General features: G+C 63.9%; 17 protein-coding genes, 1 tRNA gene and 1 pseudogene. 16 read left to right on the plus strand and 3 right to left on the minus strand.

Going from position 1 to position 17,231, the window contains the following annotated elements; genetic code table 11:
• Positions 1-64 precede the first annotated feature (64 nt).
• The 7 genes and pseudogenes from ABIE08_RS04515 to ABIE08_RS04545 all read left to right on the plus strand — a co-directional run bounded on the left by ABIE08_RS04515 (position 65) and on the right by ABIE08_RS04545 (position 5,052).
• Positions 65-616 carry a ubiquinol-cytochrome C chaperone family protein gene (locus tag ABIE08_RS04515; RefSeq protein ID WP_354549051.1) on the plus strand — a complete coding sequence of 184 codons (552 nt, stop codon included), beginning with the start codon at positions 65-67 and terminating at the stop codon, positions 614-616.
• Positions 616-1,152: a YceD family protein gene (locus ABIE08_RS04520; RefSeq protein ID WP_354549052.1), complete on the plus strand. Its 537-nt coding sequence runs from the start codon at positions 616-618 to the stop codon at positions 1,150-1,152. Before ABIE08_RS04515 ends, ABIE08_RS04520 begins: the two co-directional genes overlap by 1 nt.
• A 127-nt stretch (positions 1,153-1,279) precedes the next feature.
• Entirely contained in the window at positions 1,280-2,350 is a 1,071-nt protein-coding gene (gene plsX, locus ABIE08_RS04525; protein ID WP_354549054.1) for a phosphate acyltransferase PlsX, read from the plus strand.
• Positions 2,347-3,324 (plus strand): beta-ketoacyl-ACP synthase III, encoded by a 978-nt coding sequence (locus ABIE08_RS04530; protein WP_354549055.1) that lies wholly within the window; start codon positions 2,347-2,349, stop codon positions 3,322-3,324. The genes plsX and ABIE08_RS04530 overlap by 4 nt, the downstream gene beginning before the upstream one ends.
• Before the next feature lie 123 nt (positions 3,325-3,447).
• Entirely contained in the window at positions 3,448-3,777 is a 330-nt protein-coding gene (locus tag ABIE08_RS04535; protein ID WP_266342306.1) for an integration host factor subunit alpha, read from the plus strand.
• A gap of 41 nt (positions 3,778-3,818) precedes the next feature.
• A pseudogene (locus ABIE08_RS04540) lies at positions 3,819-4,062 on the plus strand (MerR family transcriptional regulator); the annotation flags it as partial.
• A gap of 913 nt (positions 4,063-4,975) precedes the next feature.
• A tRNA-Pro gene (locus ABIE08_RS04545) sits at positions 4,976-5,052 on the plus strand.
• Positions 5,053-5,589: 537 nt separating this feature from the next.
• Here ABIE08_RS04545 and ABIE08_RS04550 read toward each other — a convergent pair.
• Entirely contained in the window at positions 5,590-6,288 is a 699-nt protein-coding gene (locus tag ABIE08_RS04550; protein WP_354549056.1) for an outer membrane protein, read from the minus strand.
• Positions 6,289-7,080: 792 nt separating this feature from the next.
• On the opposite strand from ABIE08_RS04550, the gene ABIE08_RS04555 reads away from it, so the two are divergent.
• Positions 7,081-7,587 carry an NUDIX hydrolase gene (locus ABIE08_RS04555; protein WP_354549058.1) on the plus strand — a complete coding sequence of 169 codons (507 nt, stop codon included), beginning with the start codon at positions 7,081-7,083 and terminating at the stop codon, positions 7,585-7,587.
• An 11-nt stretch (positions 7,588-7,598) separates the two neighbouring features.
• On the opposite strand, the gene ABIE08_RS04560 is transcribed toward ABIE08_RS04555, so the two are convergent.
• Positions 7,599-8,534, minus strand: a complete 936-nt coding sequence (locus ABIE08_RS04560) for a MurR/RpiR family transcriptional regulator (RefSeq protein WP_354549059.1) — start codon at positions 8,532-8,534, stop codon at positions 7,599-7,601.
• A 408-nt stretch (positions 8,535-8,942) separates the two neighbouring features.
• Here ABIE08_RS04560 and ABIE08_RS04565 point away from each other — a divergent pair, with 408 nt between their 5' ends.
• The 8 genes from ABIE08_RS04565 to ABIE08_RS04600 all read left to right on the plus strand — a co-directional run bounded on the left by ABIE08_RS04565 (position 8,943) and on the right by ABIE08_RS04600 (position 15,956).
• Entirely contained in the window at positions 8,943-9,746 is an 804-nt protein-coding gene (locus tag ABIE08_RS04565) for an ABC transporter ATP-binding protein (protein ID WP_354549060.1), read from the plus strand.
• A 31-nt stretch (positions 9,747-9,777) separates the two neighbouring features.
• Positions 9,778-10,629 (plus strand): ABC transporter permease, encoded by an 852-nt coding sequence (locus ABIE08_RS04570; RefSeq protein ID WP_436409498.1) that lies wholly within the window; start codon positions 9,778-9,780, stop codon positions 10,627-10,629.
• Between the two features lie 36 nt (positions 10,630-10,665).
• A complete protein-coding gene (locus ABIE08_RS04575) occupies positions 10,666-11,793 on the plus strand; it encodes an ABC transporter substrate-binding protein (RefSeq protein ID WP_354549062.1) in 1,128 nt (375 codons plus the stop codon).
• Positions 11,794-11,849: 56 nt separating this feature from the next.
• Positions 11,850-12,182 carry a hypothetical protein gene (locus ABIE08_RS04580; protein ID WP_354549063.1) on the plus strand — a complete coding sequence of 111 codons (333 nt, stop codon included), beginning with the start codon at positions 11,850-11,852 and terminating at the stop codon, positions 12,180-12,182.
• A gap of 40 nt (positions 12,183-12,222) precedes the next feature.
• Entirely contained in the window at positions 12,223-13,002 is a 780-nt protein-coding gene (locus tag ABIE08_RS04585; protein ID WP_354549064.1) for an SDR family oxidoreductase, read from the plus strand.
• 11 nt (positions 13,003-13,013) lie between these two features.
• Positions 13,014-14,021, plus strand: a complete 1,008-nt coding sequence (locus ABIE08_RS04590) for a Gfo/Idh/MocA family protein (protein WP_354549066.1) — start codon at positions 13,014-13,016, stop codon at positions 14,019-14,021.
• 5 nt (positions 14,022-14,026) lie between these two features.
• A complete protein-coding gene (locus ABIE08_RS04595; RefSeq protein ID WP_354549067.1) occupies positions 14,027-15,070 on the plus strand; it encodes a Gfo/Idh/MocA family protein in 1,044 nt (347 codons plus the stop codon).
• A 76-nt stretch (positions 15,071-15,146) separates the two neighbouring features.
• Complete coding sequence (locus ABIE08_RS04600) at positions 15,147-15,956, plus strand: class I SAM-dependent methyltransferase (protein ID WP_354549068.1); 810 nt, start codon at positions 15,147-15,149, stop codon at positions 15,954-15,956.
• 7 nt (positions 15,957-15,963) lie between these two features.
• Here ABIE08_RS04600 and ABIE08_RS04605 read toward each other — a convergent pair whose 3' ends face one another.
• Entirely contained in the window at positions 15,964-17,226 is a 1,263-nt protein-coding gene (locus ABIE08_RS04605; RefSeq protein ID WP_354549069.1) for an O-antigen ligase family protein, read from the minus strand.
• Between the last annotated feature and the right edge of the window lie 5 nt (positions 17,227-17,231).

The following is a 17,231-nucleotide window of genomic DNA, read 5'->3' on the forward strand; positions in this document are numbered from 1 at the left end:
ATCTCTGGCAGGAGAGCTCCGCCCCCATGCCCAAGCTGACCAACCAGATTTGGAGATCGGTCGAATGTTCCGCCGCCTGTTCACTCGCAATCGCAGGAACGAGGCCATAGCATATTCGCTTTACGGCGCCATCGTGGCGCAGGCACGGCAACCTGCGCTCTATACCGAATTCGCCGTGCCGGATACGCTGGATGGCCGTTTCGACATGATCGTCCTGCATGGGTTCCTGCTGTTCCACCGCCTCAAGGACGAGAGCGCCGAGGACCGGCAGGTCGGCCAGGACGTGTTCGACATCTTCCTCAAGGACATGGACGGCACGCTGCGTGAAATGGGTGTCGGCGATATTTCCGTGCCCAAGAAGCTGAAGAAGATGGCCGAAGCCTTCTTCGGCCGCATTCGCGCCTATGACGAGGCGCTGCTCTCCGGCGAGCGGGCCAAGCTCGTTGATGCGATCGAGCGCAATGTGTTCCCGGACGGCGCCTCGGCTGCCGTGGGCGAGCGCATCGCGGACTATGTCGAGGCGGCCGTCGTGGCGCTTGCGGCGCAGCCGCTGCCGGTGATTCTCTCCGGCAAACTCGACTATTCCTCCCTTCCCACACCCTCCGCGGCGGCATGATGACTGAGCTTTCCCTGACCCGAAACATCGACGTCTCGCATCTCGGCAATGCCGGCGTGAAGCAGCACATCGTGGCGAATGCGGCCGAGCGGCAGAGCCTGCAGACAGCGTTCGACCTGCTCGGACTGGTGTCGCTGGAGGCCGATGTCGAGCTGAAGCCCTGGGGCCCGAAGGGCGTCAAGGTGGATGGCCGTCTGCGCGCCGAGGTCGTCCAGGCCTGCGTCGTGACGCTGCAGCCGGTGCCGGCGCATATTGACCACCGATTCTCGCTGAGCTTCCTTCCGCCCGACGCCATTGCCGAGGATCCGAAGACGGTCGCCGAGGCGGAAGTGATCGTCATCTACGACGAGGAAGACCCGCCGGAGCCGCTGGAAGGCCACTCGATCGATTTCGGACCGATCCTGGCCGAGCAGCTGGCGCTGGCGCTCGATCCCTATCCGCGGGCTCCCGGCGCGAGCCTGCAGGATCCGGTGGAAGAGGGCGCGGAAAACGCTGCGTCGCCCTTTGCCGCCCTGTCGAAGCTGCGCGACAAATGATAGCAAAGGGCCATGAATCGGCCACACGGTGATTGAAAGACTGTTGTCTCACCGGCCGAAACAGTTATTTTCCAGCGCCGTCGTCGCCGGGCCTTCGCTCAGAGCGGCCGCGTCGAACAGGGGCGGAATGGTTCAAGCGATTAGAATAGCGATCGACGCGATGGGCGGCGATAACGGTCCCGCGACAGTGCTCGCGGGCGCCGACATAGCCCTCGTGCGTCGTCCCGAGCTGCGCTATCAGCTCTTCGGCGAGGAGAAGGCGGTTCTTCCGCTTCTCGAATCCTACCCACGCGTGAAGGCGGCCTCCACCTTCACCCATTGCGACGTCACCGTTCAGATGGATGACAAGCCCAGCCAGGCCCTGCGCAAGGGCCGCTGGAAATCGTCCATGTGGCGGGCGCTGGAAGCGGTGAAGAAGGGCGAGGCCGATGCCGCGCTCTCCGCCGGCAATACCGGCGCGCTGATGGCGATGTCGAAGTTCTGCCTGCGCACCATGGCCGGAATCGAGCGCCCCGCGCTTGCCGCCATCTGGCCGACCCTGCGCGGCGAGAGCGTCGTGCTCGACGTGGGCGCGACCATCAATGCCGATGCGCAGCAGCTGATCGATTTCGCCATGATGGGCGGCGCGATGGCGCGGGCGCTTCTCGATGTCGAGAAGCCGACCGTCGGCCTGCTCAATATCGGCGTCGAGGAAATGAAGGGCCTTGAGGAGGTCCGCGTCGCCGGACAGCTCCTGCGCGAGGCCGACCTCAAGCACCTGCGCTATATGGGCTTCGTCGAGGGCGATGATATCGGCAAGGGCACGGTCGACGTCGTCGTCACCGAAGCTTTCGCCGGCAACATCGCGCTGAAGACGGCCGAAGGCACGGCCCGCCAGATTTCGACCCATCTGCGCGATGCGATGAGCCGCACCCTGATGGGCAAGATTGGCTACCTGTTTGCCAAGGGCGCGTTCCAGCAGCTACGCCAGAAGCTGGATCCGCGGGCTTCCAACGGCGCCGTGCTGCTCGGCCTGAACGGCATCGTCATCAAGAGCCACGGCGGCACCGACGGCGTCGGTTTCGCCAATGCGATCGAAGTCGGCTACAGCATGGCCAAGAACGACTTCCTGTCCAAGATCAATCAGGATCTCTCCGACTACCATCGCGCGGGCTTCGCGCGGGGTGTGGCAGCGATCGTCGATGAAGGTGCGATGTGAGTTTCATCCGTTCGGTCGTTCTCGGCTGCGGCAGCTACCTGCCCGAGAAGACCCTGACCAACGCCCAGCTGTCGGAAATGGTGGAAACGTCGGATGACTGGATCGTCCAGCGCACCGGCATCCGCGAACGCCACATCGCCGCCGAAGGCGAGCTGACGTCGGATCTGGCGACGGCCGCTGCGAAGCTGGCGCTGTCCGATGCGGGCCTCACCATCGGCGAGATCGACATGATCATCGTCGCCACCGCCACTCCGGACGATACCTTTCCCGCGACCGCCGTCACCGTGCAGCGCAAGCTCGGCATGGAGCATGGCGCCGCCTTCGACATGCAGGCGGTCTGCTCCGGCTTCGTCTTCGCGCTGTCGACGGCCGACGCTTTCATCCGCGCCAGCCAGGCGAAGCGGATCCTCGTCATCGGCGCGGAAACCTTCTCGCGCATCCTCGACTGGACCGACCGCACCACCTGCGTGCTGTTCGGCGACGGCGCCGGCGCGGTCATCCTCGGGGCCTCCGTCCAGGATGGCACGCGCGAGGATCGCGGCGTGCTGACGACGCATCTGCGCTCCGACGGCCGCCACCGCGAAAAGCTCTATGTGGACGGCGGCCCGTCCTCGACGGGCACGGTCGGCCATCTGCGCATGGAGGGCCGCGAGGTCTTCAAGCATGCGGTGGGCATGATCACCGACGTGATCGAGGACGCGTTCCGGGCCACCGGCTACGGCGCCGACGATGTCGACTGGTTCGTGCCGCACCAGGCCAATTTGCGCATCATCGACGGCAGCGCCAAGAAGCTCGGCATCGAGAGCGAAAAGGTCGTGCGCACGGTTTCGCTGCATGGCAACACCTCCGCCGCCTCCATCCCGCTCGCCCTTTCGGTCGCGCGCGACGATGGCCGCATCAAGCGCGGCGACCTGATCCTGCTCGAAGCCATGGGCGGCGGCTTCACCTGGGGCTCCGTCCTGCTTCGCTGGTAGGAAATCTGCCATAGATGCCCGCACCTTAGGATCAAGGACGTTGACCGGTCCTTGCTCTGGCAATAGGCTTGCCAATGGGGAAGTGACGTTGGGTCGCCAAGCATAACATCGGGAAACGAGACCATGTCAGGCAAGACTGTCACGCGCGCCGACCTTTGTGAGGCGGTGTATCAGAAGGTGGGATTGTCGCGAACGGAATCCGCCGATCTGGTCGAGTCGGTTCTTGACGAGATCAGCGCGTGTATTGTCCGGGGCGAATCTGTCAAACTATCGTCATTCGGGTCCTTCCTGGTCCGCTCCAAGGGTGAGCGGGTCGGGCGAAATCCGAAGACGGGCGAAGAAGTTCCGATCGCACCGCGCCGCGTGATGGTCTTCAAGCCCAGCAATGTCCTCAAGCAGAGGATCAACGGCTCACTCGTCCCGAACGGGCATGACACATCCGAGGATGAGTGATCCCGCAGTCGGACGAAGCGGGCGCCGAAGCGTGAGAGTTGATGTCCAAGGGTCCTGACGCGTTCCGGACGATCAGTGAGGTGGCCGAGGAACTCGACCTGCCGCAGCACGTCCTGCGGTTTTGGGAGACCCGGTTCACCCAGATCAAGCCGATGAAGCGCGGTGGTGGCCGTCGCTACTATCGCCCCGACGACATTGACCTGCTGCGCGGTATCCGGCGGCTGCTCTATGGTGAAGGCTATACCATCAAGGGCGTGCAGCGGATCCTGAAGGAACAGGGGCCGCGCCATGTGATCGCGGCCGGGCAGGGCATGGGTCTCGATCCAGCGCCCGAGGGCGACGAGCCTGAAGATTACGGCGCCGACAGCGCCCAGGACCTCGATTTCGAGCCCGCTTCCGATCTCGACGATTTCGACGACGCGCCAGAGCCGGCTGACCATGGCCGCCGCGAGCCGATGTTTGGCGCGCGGGCCGATTCGGCGCCCGAACGCCACCACGCCGCGCCCTCCATCCGCGTCGCCGGCGAAAGGCCGCTGCCGCAGGAGCCATCCTTCCACAGCAGGTCGCAGGCAGAGTCCGCGCCGCCTCAGCATTCCCGCATTCCGGCCGCGCCGCCCGATCTGCCGGCCTCAGCGGATGACTATCTGCCGCCCCTGGTCGCCGATCTGCCTTCGCCGCCCGAGCGCGGCGCGGGCTCCGCGCGGGGCGAATCGCCCTATGCGCCCCCGCAGGCTTCCAGCCGCCGCGAGCCGCAGCTTTCGCAGCATCGCTCGCATGGCGGGGACGACGACTATGTGGAGCCGCCGCCGGAGAGGCATTCAGCGCCGCCGGCATCGCCCGCGCGCGCTGCCGAACGCCATGCCGTTGCGCAGCAGCCCGCATCTTCCGGACTGGGCCATGGCGATCGTGAGCGGCTGCAGGCGACGCTGATGGAGTTGCTGGAGTGCAAGCGCATCCTCGATAACGTGCGCTAGGCAAGGGCGGGCAGGGCGCCCGGCCCTTTTTCCGGCATCGCGCAATCCATCCACTGGAAATGCGCATGGCATGGAGCACCGGGGTCGAATAGCCGGTGACAAGCGCGCGCGAACCATGCTAACAGCGGCGCATCGGCAGTCGACCAGAGACTGACCGGCGCGGTTCACACCGCTCGAGGGCCAAGGCCCTTGATGGATAAGCGGATTTTCGGATCCGATGGTTACGGAGCGTAGCGCAGCCTGGTAGCGCACTTGTCTGGGGGACAAGGGGTCGCAGGTTCAAATCCTGCCGTTCCGACCAACCACTTAGCTCATTGCTTCCAATCGTATCGACGAAGTCGTTTTGGCAGTGTGCGGCCGTCTGTGGGTCATCGCCCACTTGGCGGATCCTCCATCGGCGATGGCCACTTCCCGTCGACCGATCCCAGGCCTGCTGTGCATGGTGCGGACGGCCCGAAGCGCGAACGCTCCGAACTGCGGGAAGGGTGGGCACCGATCTCCGCATGACGCCAAGTAACGCGACGCCACGTCCGCCATCGACAATGAAGGCAGCCGGAATTTAGTTCCGCCTTAGCTGTGGCATGGCAGAGGCTCGCCCGGCCTCAAAAGAAAGCCCGCGGCGATGCGAAGGCCAGCGGGCGGTCAAGTTCGGGGCGTGGCCAGGGTTCAAAGGCTTCCCCGGCGGCGCATTCTAGCACAGCAGAATTCCAAGGCACCCATCCCGGGAAACGGTCCATGATCCGCCTGTCGGCGGACGGCGCGCCGCGGCTCATCCATTTCCGGGTTCGGCGGGGGCGGTAGCCACCGCTTTCGACCGGGCGGGACCAAAGGCTCGGGGTCAGAACTTGTAGTTCAGTCCGAGCTTTGCCGTCTGCATCTTCAGATCGACCGGGAACGGGCCGGCGTCGCCAAGGTGAAAGTACTTCGAGCCCAGATCGGCATAGAGATATTCGACCTTGGCCGTGACATTGCCTGCGAAAGCGTATTCGAAGCCGGCGCCGACCGTCCATCCGGTGAAGGTCTGCGTATCGGAGCCGTGGCTATCAAACGTCACCGGGAATGACTGGGTGAATTGGCTGTCGAGTTCGGTGTTGGCCCAGGCGAAGCCACCTGTGACATAGGGCAGGAAGCGGTCGATGGCATAGCCGGCGCGGCCGCGCACGGTGCCGAAGGATTCCACCTTGGCCTGGTATCCCAGCGAGTAGGGGAAGATGAAGGTGTTGTTGTAGACGGTATCGTCGGAGAGGTCGGCCCAGGCGGCATCAGCCTCCACGCCGAGAACTACCTTGTTCGAGAACTCGAAATTGTATCCGACTTGTCCACCACCGAAGAAACCATCCGGCTGCGGTGTTTCGACGGGGGCGAAATAGTCACCGTCCGTCTTCGCCCAACCATAGCCGCCATGAACACCGGCGTAGAAGCCCGTCCAGTTGAACGCCTCCGGAAGCGCGACCGGAGCCGGCTCGGGTGCGAGGTCAGCCGCACAGGCGGAAGACGTGACCACGGCAGCGATGGCCGCCAAATAAAGAGCGCGCATGAAATCCCCCCTCCACGCGAAAGTTCATCCTTTCCTTAGCTTACGTAGGGGATTTGGCGCTGTAGCGGCCCCGCAACACGGAAAGGAGATTATGATCCTATTAACCCCGTGCGGCGTTCCTCGTCAGCGCTTATTGCAAGAAGGATTTGGCGCCGCGAAAAGCCAGACGCAGCGGATGCCGGCAGCTCCGTCGATGAGTCGATGGCTTCGGCAGGACGGGCCACCGGACAAAGGCGGTCTTGTCTGTCCCCAGGCATGTCCGCCGCCGCGACGTTCAAGGTGAAGGAGGAACCATGGCGGGATGGGCAACCATTGGGCCCGTCTTTTACTCACCTGCATCTTAAGGCGGCAGCTCTTCTACCTCCCTCCAGCCTTGGAACGGTTCTCGCCGGCAGCATTGGACAATGGGGGGGACATATTGCTTGTGACCGGGGTCACATTTTCCTAGGGTGCATCATAGTTTAGTCAGATTCGCGGATTATGGATTTCATCATGTCTATGATGATCCGATTTTTTGTTGCCAGGCTGCCCGGGAAAACGCGCGATTTCTCCCGGAGTGGCATTTTGTCGAGCTGATTACCGCGCAGTTCTTCCACTCCGGGGACCTCAGATCGTCGATTTGCGGCCAATTTGCTGTGCCGGGTGCACCTAGCCGGAGCTATCCATGTTTACGCTTTCGTTCTTCCTGACCTCCCCTGCGACCGTGACCTGCTCGCGGTGTTTTGCCATGCGCGCCGGCTTGAGTGTTTCCTCGCCGGCCCCTGTGCGTTGGGGTGTCGGAGGCTTGATCTGATGGACGAGTTGATCCTGGAGCGGCCATCGCGCCGCCGGACCCCGATCGAGGACGGAGATTCCTTCCAGCAGTTTGGCGCGCTGCCCTGGCGGCGCAACAAGCATGGCGATATTCGCGTGCTGCTCGTCACCTCGCGCGAGCGGGGCCGCTGGCTGTTCCCGAAGGGATGGCTCGCCGAAGGACGCACGGCGCATGAGAGCGCTGCGACGGAAGCCTTCGAGGAAGCCGGCGTGATCGGCGACGTCGACGACCGTGCGCTCGGCTCCTACAATTACGAGAAGATCCTGCGTGACCAGTCGACTGTCGACTGCATCGTCACGATGTTCGCCCTGCGCGTCCGTGGCACGCTGCTGCAGTGGCGCGAGCGCGGCGAACGCAAGCGCCGGTGGTGCAATCTCAGTGAGGCCATCGACCTGGTTTCGGACGAGGGACTCGGGCGATTGCTGCGCGAGGTGCAGGCGGATGGCCGGTTGCTCGCCCAGGCGGATGTGCCGCCCAAGCGCTGATACGGCGACGTCTATTCGTCGGACCGGACGGTTTGGTTCAAGGGGCCGGGATCGGTCGATGGCGTCGGGATCGCGATCCCGATGCTGGCCACCGTATAACGGACGCGGCGGAGTGCTTCGCGACCCTTGCCGCCCAGCTTGACCGCCACGCCGGCGGCGATGGTGTCGATCACCGCCATATGCGCGTAACGTGACGGGGTTGGCAGCAGGATGTTGCCATCCTCCTCGATGACTATCGGGATGACGGTTCCGGCCGCCTTGGCAAGCGGCGTGCCGGGCCGGGTCATCGCCACGGTCGTCGCGCCGAACGAGCCGGCGATCTCGACCGCCTGGATCACGGCCCGAGAATTGCCGCTGTTGGAGATCGCGAACACGGCATCGCCCGGCTGCAGCGTCGCCGCCGACATGCGCATCTGGTGGCCGTCGGTGTAGACCGAGACGGGAATGCCGAGCCGGAACAGGCGCAGCTTCGCATCCTCGATCATCGCGGCCGAGCCGCCGCCCTGCCCATAGAGATCGATGCGCCGCGCCTTGGCGAAGGCGTCGATGGCGGCGCCCACGGCCGCGGTATCCAACTGGTCCAGCGTCTCGCGAACGGTCGTGGCGGCCCGCATCATGATCGTCTGCGCCAGCTGACCGACATCGTCGCTGAAGACACGGTCGGAACGCAGATAGACCGCGGCGACGGTCAGGGTCGTCGCCAGGCCGATCTTGAACTCGTTGAACGAGCCGCAGCCTACGGAACGGCAGAAGCGCGTCACCGTCGGCTGGCTGACGCCGGCCTTGCTGGCGAGGTCGGCGATGGTGAGCCGCGTTGCCGCCTCAAAATCCTGCCGCACCACTTCCGCGACGCGTCGCTCGGCCGGCGAAAGGTCGGTTTCCACCCGCTCGATACGCGAGACAATGTCGATGGCAGCGGTGGAGACGGGTGGCTTTCGTGAAGGCATCCGGCAGTCTCTTCAAGTCTTGATGCGACGGCAGCTCCGACCCGCCGCCAGTCTTCGCGTCCCGCGAGTCGGATCCGACAGCAGGGCGACCGCCCGCGACGAGGAACGGAAGAAATTGAATTACATGTTTTCACGACTTCGACAAGGACACTGCCGCGGGGCGCGACACGTGCGTTCCACATCGCGGCACGGACAATTTTGTATTGCGATCAAACATATTCGGCAGAAAGGCTTGTCTTCGAGGGCAGGCGGATGTTTTCGCCCGCGCCGGCATTCGGCCTTGCGGAGATCGAATTATTGTAACATCATTTCAGGAATGAGCCGCTCCTAAGGGCGGACGGGGAACAGAGCTGACGGGACGAGCCGCAAAGGCCGCCGGCAGCTTTCAGGGAATGTGGGGGCGCTAGCGTGAACGCTATCGATGCTCTTGGCTTGTCGCGCGCAGGCGCGGCCGCGCCGGCCAAAATGGTCGTCGAGGGAGCCAGCAAGTTCTACCAGGCGCGAAGCGGGGTCGTGCATGCGCTCGACAATGTCTCGCTGGAGGTGAAGGAGGGCGAGTTCCTCTGCATCCTCGGGCCGTCCGGCTGCGGCAAGTCCACGCTGCTCTGGTCGATGGCGGGACTGCATGGCCTCAGCGCCGGCAAGATCCGGCTGGGCCAGGAGCCGATCCTGAAGCCGCATCCAGAGATCGCGATGATCTTCCAGGAGGCAAACCTGCTGCCCTGGCGCAATCTCGAGAAGAACATCGAGCTGCCGTTCGAACTGAAGCGCATTCCGCCGGATACAGCGCGGATCCAAGCGCTGCTCCAGCGCGTCGGCCTCAAGGGCTTCGAGACCAAGATGCCGCGCGAGCTTTCCGGCGGCATGCAGCAGCGCGCCTCGATTGTCCGCAGCCTTGCGGTCAATCCGTCCGTGCTGCTGATGGACGAACCGTTCGGCGCGCTCGATGCCTTCACGCGCGACGAGATGAACCTGCTGATCCAGGAAATCTGGATGGAGACGCAGAAGACCATCATCTTCATCACTCATTCGATCGTCGAGGCGCTGTTTCTCGCCGACCGCATCGTCGTGATGTCGGCACGTCCCGGTCGGATTCAGGAGATCGTCGATGTCGACCTGCCGCGCCCGCGCGGCGTCGACGTGCAGTCGACGCCGGCCTTCATCGAGCGGGTCAATGCCATCAAGGCGATGATCGACCACCGCAAAGCCTGACGGTCGCAGTCAAAGTTCAAGGATAGTGCACGTGGACAGCCAACTTCGCGACCAGATCCCGACTTTCGGCGCCAAGCCCGACGCCGCCGGCGGCGCCAGCCTTTCCGGCGGCCTGGCGTCGCTCACCTCGGGCGGCGGCCGCAGCGCCTTCGAGACCTTCATCATCATCCTGGTCGCGGTGGTCATCATCGGCGGCCTGGAGCTTCTGCTCGGCATCTTCCAGGTGCCGCAATACATCATGCCGAAGCCGAGCCAGATCGGCATGGCGCTGATCACAGAATGGAAGTTTATCTGGCCGCATCTGGTGGTGACGATCTGCGAGCTGCTCATCGGCTTCGCCATCGGCGCCTCGATCGGCTTCGTGCTGGCGGCGGTGATCACGCAGTTTCCCTTCGCCGAGAAGATCGTCACGCCCTACATCCTGCTGCTGGTGACGACGCCGATGCTGGCGCTCGTGCCCTTGCTGGTGCTGCGTTTCGGGTTTGGCTGGGAGCCGCGCATCATCGCGGTGGCGCTCGCCTCCGGGCCGATGGTGATGATCAACTCGGCCACTGGATTTCGCCGCGTCGATCTCGCTAAGATTGCGCTCGCCCGCTCGTTCGGCGCCTCGACCTTCCAGATCTTTACCAAGATCCGCATTCCGATGGCCATGCCGATGATCATTGTCGGCCTGATGGTTGGCTCGATCTTCGGCCTGCTGACTACGGTCGGCGCCGAGATGGTCGGCGGCGCGGAGGGGCTCGGAAACCGTCTCAACTACTATTCGTCGATGATCCGGATGCCGCAATTCTTCGCGGTCATCACGCTGCTCGCGATCATCGGCATCTCGATCTACGTGTTCTTCTTCTGGGTCGGTAAGAAATGGGCCAATTGGGAAGCCTGACGCCGATCGTTGCCTGACAGAAACGAGGGAACTGCAATGACTGACCTATCGAACCTGATGATCAATCGTCGCCGGCTTCTGCAGGTGACAGCGGCGGGCGTGACCATCTCGGCCATCGGCCTTGGCGGCACGGGCATGGCGGAAGCCGAGGAGATCACCGTCCGCTGGGTGTCGCCGCGCGGCACGCTCGAGGTGCTGGACGACTTCGCCTATTGGGTCGGCCAGAAATACGGCTATTTCGGCGACCTGAAGACCGTGATCGAAGCCGGTCCGCAGGACGGCACGGCCACGGTCAAGCTGGTCGACCAGAACCAGTCCGATTTCGGCTATCCGTCGCCCGGCGTGCTATCGCTCGGCCTGGAGCAGGGCATGGACCTCGTCTCCGCCTATCACGTGATGGCCGGCGACGTGTTCAACTTCGCCTTCCCGAAAGGCAAGGCCCCGGCCGACCTGAAGGGGCTCGAAGGCAAGACCATCGCGCTGGGCTCCTCCGGCTGGCAGGCGATCACCAATCCCATGCTGGCAGCGGCCGGCGTCGATACCAGCAAGGTCAAGTATGTCGAAGTCAGTGCCTGGGGCCAGGCGCTGGCGCAGGGCCAGGCCGACGCGGCGCTGTCCTGGGAAGGCCTTCGCGCCCAGTGGCGCGGGCAGGGGCTCGATTTCGATTACCTGCTCGGCAAGAACGTCTCGAAGTTCCCGGCCAACTCCTATGTGATCCGCAAGTCGGACCTCTCCGATCCGGCCAAGGTCGCGGCCTACGAGAAGTATCTGCGCGGCTGGGCGATGGGCATGGAATTCGGCTGGATCAATCCGCGCGCCGCGACCCAGATCACCATGGAGCAGTTCCCGGGCCTCGTCAGCCAGATGGATCCGACCGTCGCGACCGAGTCGCTCATGCAGCAGACGGCGCTGATGCATGCGCGCTGGGACGAGCGCAAGGCCTGGGGCTTCCACATCGAGGACAGCTGGCAGGGCTATTTCGACGCGATCGCCGAAATCGGCCAGGTCTCCAAGGTGTTCAAGGCCGCCGACGTCACCACCAACCAGTTCATCGCGGCGGCGAATGATTTCGACCACGCCAAGGTGAAGGCCGACGCGGACGCCTTCCAGCTTTCGGATGCCTACAAGGCCGTCGACGTCGCCGCGATCGAAGCGGCGCTCTGATAGATAGGGCGGCGGCGCCAGCGTGCCGCCGCCCTTCATCTTTGTGGGGGGGTAGGATGTTTGAATTCGACCATGTCGGCATCACCACGACCGAGCCGCAGCCGGATGAAAACTGGGTCGAGCAGAGCCGGATCTGGGTCACCAATCCGCGAAACCACCCCGAGCACATCGAGTTCCTGCGCTATGCGCCGGATAGCCCGGTGCCTGAGATCATCAAGAACACGCCGCACGTCGCCTACCGGGTGAAGGAACTGGAACCGCATCTCAGGGATGTCGAGATCCTGATCCCGCCCTTCATCGTCGGCGAGTTTCTCGAGGTCGTCTTCGTCCTGAAGCACGGCGTGGTGTTCGAATACATGCGCTACCTCAAAGACGGCTGGTTCGAGTGAGGGCGGCGCGTCGGACGAAAACGGTAATGAGGAATTCACCATGAGTGCGACATTCGCGGGCAAGCGCGTTGCCATCACCGGTGCCGCGGGCGGCATCGGACAGACGCTTTGCCGGCTGTTCGGCGGCGAGGGGGCCTTCATCGTCGCGCTCGACAAGAGCGACAAGGTATTGGGGCTGGTCGAAAGTCTCGCGGCCGAAGGCATAGCCGCGAAGGCGGCGGTGGTTGATATCGGGTCGGCGGAGGCCGTCGCGGCCGCGTTCGCCTCGTCCGGCGACATCGACATCCTCGTCAACAATGCCGGCTACTCGCATCATCCGACGCTGGCCCAGACCGACCCGGCCGCCTGGCAATCCGAGATGAATGGCAATCTCGGCGGTGCGCATGCCTGCGCCCATGCGGTGCTTCCCGGCATGGTGTCGCGGCATTCCGGGTCGATCGTCAATGTCGGCTCGGTCAACGCGCTGCATGCGCTGGGCGACCCGGCCTATAGCGCCGCAAAGGCCGGCATGATCGCGCTCACCAAAGCGCTAGCCATGGAATATGGCCGCTATGGCATCCGCGCCAACATCGTGTTGCCCGGCACGGTGCGCTCGCCGCTTTGGGACGAGCGGGCGAAGAAGGACCCAAAGGTGCTGGAGACGCTGCAGCGCTGGTACCCGCTCGGTCGCATCGTCGACCCGATCGAGGTGGCCCGCGTCGTCGCCTTCCTGGCGTCGGACGCTGCCAGCGCGGTGACGGGCGCGGCGATCCCGGTCGATTGCGGACTGACGGCCGGCAACATCGTCATGTCGCGCGAACTGACTCTTGAAGACTTCTGAGGGGGAGAGACATGGACAGGCTGCGCATCGGCGTCATCGGCCTCGGCTGGTTCGGCGAGATCCACTGCGAGACGATCATCGGCGTTCCCAATCTCGAGCTTGCGGCACTCTGCACGCGCCAGCCGGATCGCCTCGCCGCGATGGGCGCCAAGTTCGGCGTCGCCAAGACCTATGCCGATTACAACGACATGCTGGCCGATCCCGAGATCGACGCGGTGTCGATCTGCACGATGTGGGACCAGCATGTCGGCCCCGCCGTCGCGGCGCTGAAGGCGGGCAAGCACGTCTTTCTGGAAAAGCCGATCGCCTCGACCGTTGAGGATGCGCGCACCATCATCGAGGCGTCCAAGGGCGCCAGGGGCATCCTGTTCGTCGGCCATATCGTCCGCTTCAATCCGCGCTACCGCATGGCCAAGCAGGCGATCGACACCGGCAAGATCGGCAAGATCGTCGCGCTGTCGTCGCGGCGGAACATTCCCGCCGCCTGGACGCCCACGATCCTCAACAAGATCGGTCCGATCGTCGGCGACGCCATCCACGACACCGACATCATGCTCTGGTTTACCGGGGAAAAGATCGTGTCGGCCTATGCGCAGACGATCTCGGTCCGCAACTTGAAGCATCCCGATATCGGCCAGACCATGTACCGCTTCGAGAGCGGCGCGACCGCGACGCTGGAGACGGTCTGGTGCATGCCGGAGAAGACGCCGTTCGACATTGACGAGCGCATGTCGATCATCGGCACGGAAGGCATCATCCACGTTCAGGATACCTTCCCCAATCTCGGCATCGTCTCCAGCGACAAGCTGCACAGTCCGGACACCACCTATTGGCCGGAGTTCAACGGCGTGCGCGGCGGGGCGCTGAGGGACGAGTTCTCCTATTTCGCCAATTGCGCGCTGGCCGGCGAGACGCCGGTGATGGGCGTGCCGACGGATGCCGCGGCGGCGCTGGAAGCGACGCTTGCGGCGGAAGAATCAGCCCGAACGGGCAATGTCATCAGGATCGGACAGGGGTGAGCGATATGGCCAAGCAACGGGTTCTCGTCGTCGGTCTCGGCAATATGGGCATGAGCCACGCGCTCGCCTATGCCAAGATCGACGGATACGAGTTGGTGGGTCTCTGCACGCGCAACATCGACAAGGTAGAGCTGCCGCCGCAGCTGCAGGGCGTCGCGAAGTTCAACGATTTCGAGACGGCGCTCGCGGAGTTGAAGCCCGACGTCGTCTCGGTCAACACCATGCCGGACACGCATGCCGACTTCGCCATCAAGGCGATGGAAGCGGGCGCGCATGTCTTCGTCGAGAAGCCGATGGCGATCTCGGCCGCCGATGCCGAGCGCGTCGTCGAAGTCGCCAAGCGGACGAACCGCAAGCTCGTCATCGGGTATATCCTTCGCCAGCACCCGAGCTGGATCAAGTTCATCGAGATCGCGCGCGAGCTCGGCACGCCGCTGGTCTTCCGCATGAATCTGAACCAGCAGTCGAATGGCGAGACGTGGGAGTGGCACAAGCGGCTGATGCAGAGCTTCCCGCCGATCGTCGATTGCGGCGTCCACTATGTCGACGTGATGTGCCAGATGACCTCGGCCAAGCCGGTGCGCGTGCACGCCATCGGCGCACGCCTGACGAACGAGGTGCCCATCAACAATTACGGCCAGTTGCAGGTGATGTTCGAGGATGGCTCGGTCGGTTGGTACGAGGCAGGCTGGGGGCCGATGGTTTCGGAGCAGGCCTTCTTCGTGAAGGACGTGTTCGGCCCGAAGGGCTCGGCCTCGATCGTCATGGCCGAGAACAATGCTGGCGTGAAGTCGGACGACATCAATGCCCACACCAAGACCAGCCAGATCCTTCGCCACTATGCCGACATGAGCAGGCCGGACGAGCGCATCGACGTCTCCGACGAGCCGGATCACAATGCCTTGTGCGAGCGTGAGCAACTCTACCTGCTGAAGGCGATCGAAGAGGATCTCGATCTGACGGATCACATGAACGATGGCGTGAAAAGCCTGAAGATCGTGCTGGCCGCCGACGAGTCGATCCACACGCAGCAGGTGGTCACGCTCTAGCGAGACAATCGGAGCCTCTGCCTTATCGAAAGGCGAGGCTCCCCGGGAAGAACTGCGGTGCGGACATGATAGACTGGTGGCTGCTGTCGGTTTGCCGCAGCCCCAGTCCGATCCCGGCTCTGCTCGGCGCCGGCAGCGCGCACCGGAGGCGATGATGGAGCCGCTTGCCCAGTCGGAGGCGCGGCCGGCCCGTGCCGACCTGCCTACCCAGCAGATCTTCCAGCGCGACTGGCAGATCTATCGGAAGATGATCGATAACAACTATCTCTTCCACCGCGAGGCCTATGCGTGCCTGCATCATATCCTCGTGTCTGAAATCGTCCGTCCGTTCTCCTTTCTCGACATCGCCTGCGGCGATGCAAGCGCGAGCCTTCCAGCGCTCCAGGGAACGGCCGTGTCACACTATGAAGGGATAGATCTGTCGCGCGCGGCTCTCGATATGGCCGATCAACGGCTGCCCGCGCTCGGGTGTCCCTATACCCTCCATGAGGGGGATTTCGCCGAATTGCTGCCGGTGCGCCGGGACTCGGTGGACGTGGTCTGGATCGGGCTGTCGCTGCATCACTTTCAGACCGAGGAGAAGTTGCGCCTCATGCGGGCCATCCGAGTGTTCCTTGGCGAAGGAGGGCGTTTTCTGGTCTACGAGAACTCCAGCCCGGACGGCGAAAGCCGGGAGGGTTGGATGCGACGCCTCGAGGCCCAGCGCCCACACTGGAGCGCCTATGACGACGCCGAGTGGGAGGTCGTGTGGGGACATATCTCGCAGGCTGACTATCCCGAGACCCCGTCGACATGGGAGAGGCTCGGCCGCGACGCGGGCTTTGACCGCACGCGCGAGCTGTTTGTCGCGCCGAGCGATCTCATCCGGCTCTATTCGTTCCAGTGAGTCCGGCTCAGCTTGCGCGCGGTAGAGGCACCGGGCCGAACACGAGCGGCGGTGGCCTGGATCGTTCCAGCCGCGCCACGCGCCGCATCTTCCACTCCAGCGCATAGATGCCCCAGAGCAGTCCGTAGATCAGGAAGACATGCCGCCAGTGGTCGTTGTCGATGACGTTATGGATCATCAGATGGCCGAGATAGACGGCGTAGACGCTCTGGATAAAAGGGGTCCAGGGCCGGTTCCGGAACACCAGCGGCGTCGCGATCACCAGCGTCCAGATCACCAGCGCGATGTAGGAGAAGCCGCCGAGCCAGCCATAGGCGGTGAAGCCCTTCAGCCACATATTGTGCTCGTCCTCGCCCATCATCTTGCCGAACTCGAACGGGCCGAGGCCGAGCGGCTTCTCCTGGATCATGAAGAAGCCGATGATGTGCCGCTCGAAGCGGCCGAGCCGGCCGCCATCATATTCCTGCACCAGCTTGAACCGCTGGCTGAAAAGGTCCTGCACCACCGGGATGGATAGCAGCAGCGCCAGCAACAGCGCGACAACCAGGATGCCGCCGGCGATGTAGGCGAGCATGCGCAGGCGATGGCTCTGGCGCGGCTCGGTCAGGAAGGCGAGCAGCGTCACCAGCAGCAGCGCGAAGATCGCGAGGCCCCAGGCGGCGCGGGAGAAGGACAGGAAGATGCCGGCCAGCAGGATCAGGATCCCGGCCATGCGCCAGAAGGAGTTCTTCAGCTTGTCGGTCAGGACCGCCCGGGTCAGCACAACCAGCGGCAGGACGAGATAGGGCCCGAAAACGTTCGGATCCTTGAACACGCCCTTGGCGCGATCATAGAGCGTGAAGAGCTGCGCATAGGGGATCAGGCCGAAATAGGCGAGGATGCCGATCAGCGAGCAGAGGATCGCGGCCGCGATGTAGCTCTTCTCGATCGTGCGCAATCGCCGTTCGGTATCGACCTGGATGACGGCGGCGAAGAAGATCGACGAGATGATCAGGAACGCCGTCGTCGCCATGTAGATTGACGGGTTCACGAACACCTTGAGCTGGGTGAAGGAGAGCAGGCCGCCGGCCTGATAGGCGAGCATCAACGCGATCATCGGCAGCATCGGCCGGCTGAGCTTCAGCCCGAGAAAAGCCCAGATCGCGACGACGATGCAAAGCAGCAGGTCGGACGGGGCCGGCTCATAGAGGACGAATCCGCTCAGGAAGACGAGGGTGCCGATGGTCGCGTTGGCGACCATGCCCGCCGGTATCGCGCTCGGCCTCGTCACGACAC

The organism is Kaistia defluvii (genome assembly GCF_040548815.1).
Classification (GTDB): Bacteria; Pseudomonadota; Alphaproteobacteria; order Rhizobiales; family Kaistiaceae; genus Kaistia; species Kaistia defluvii_A.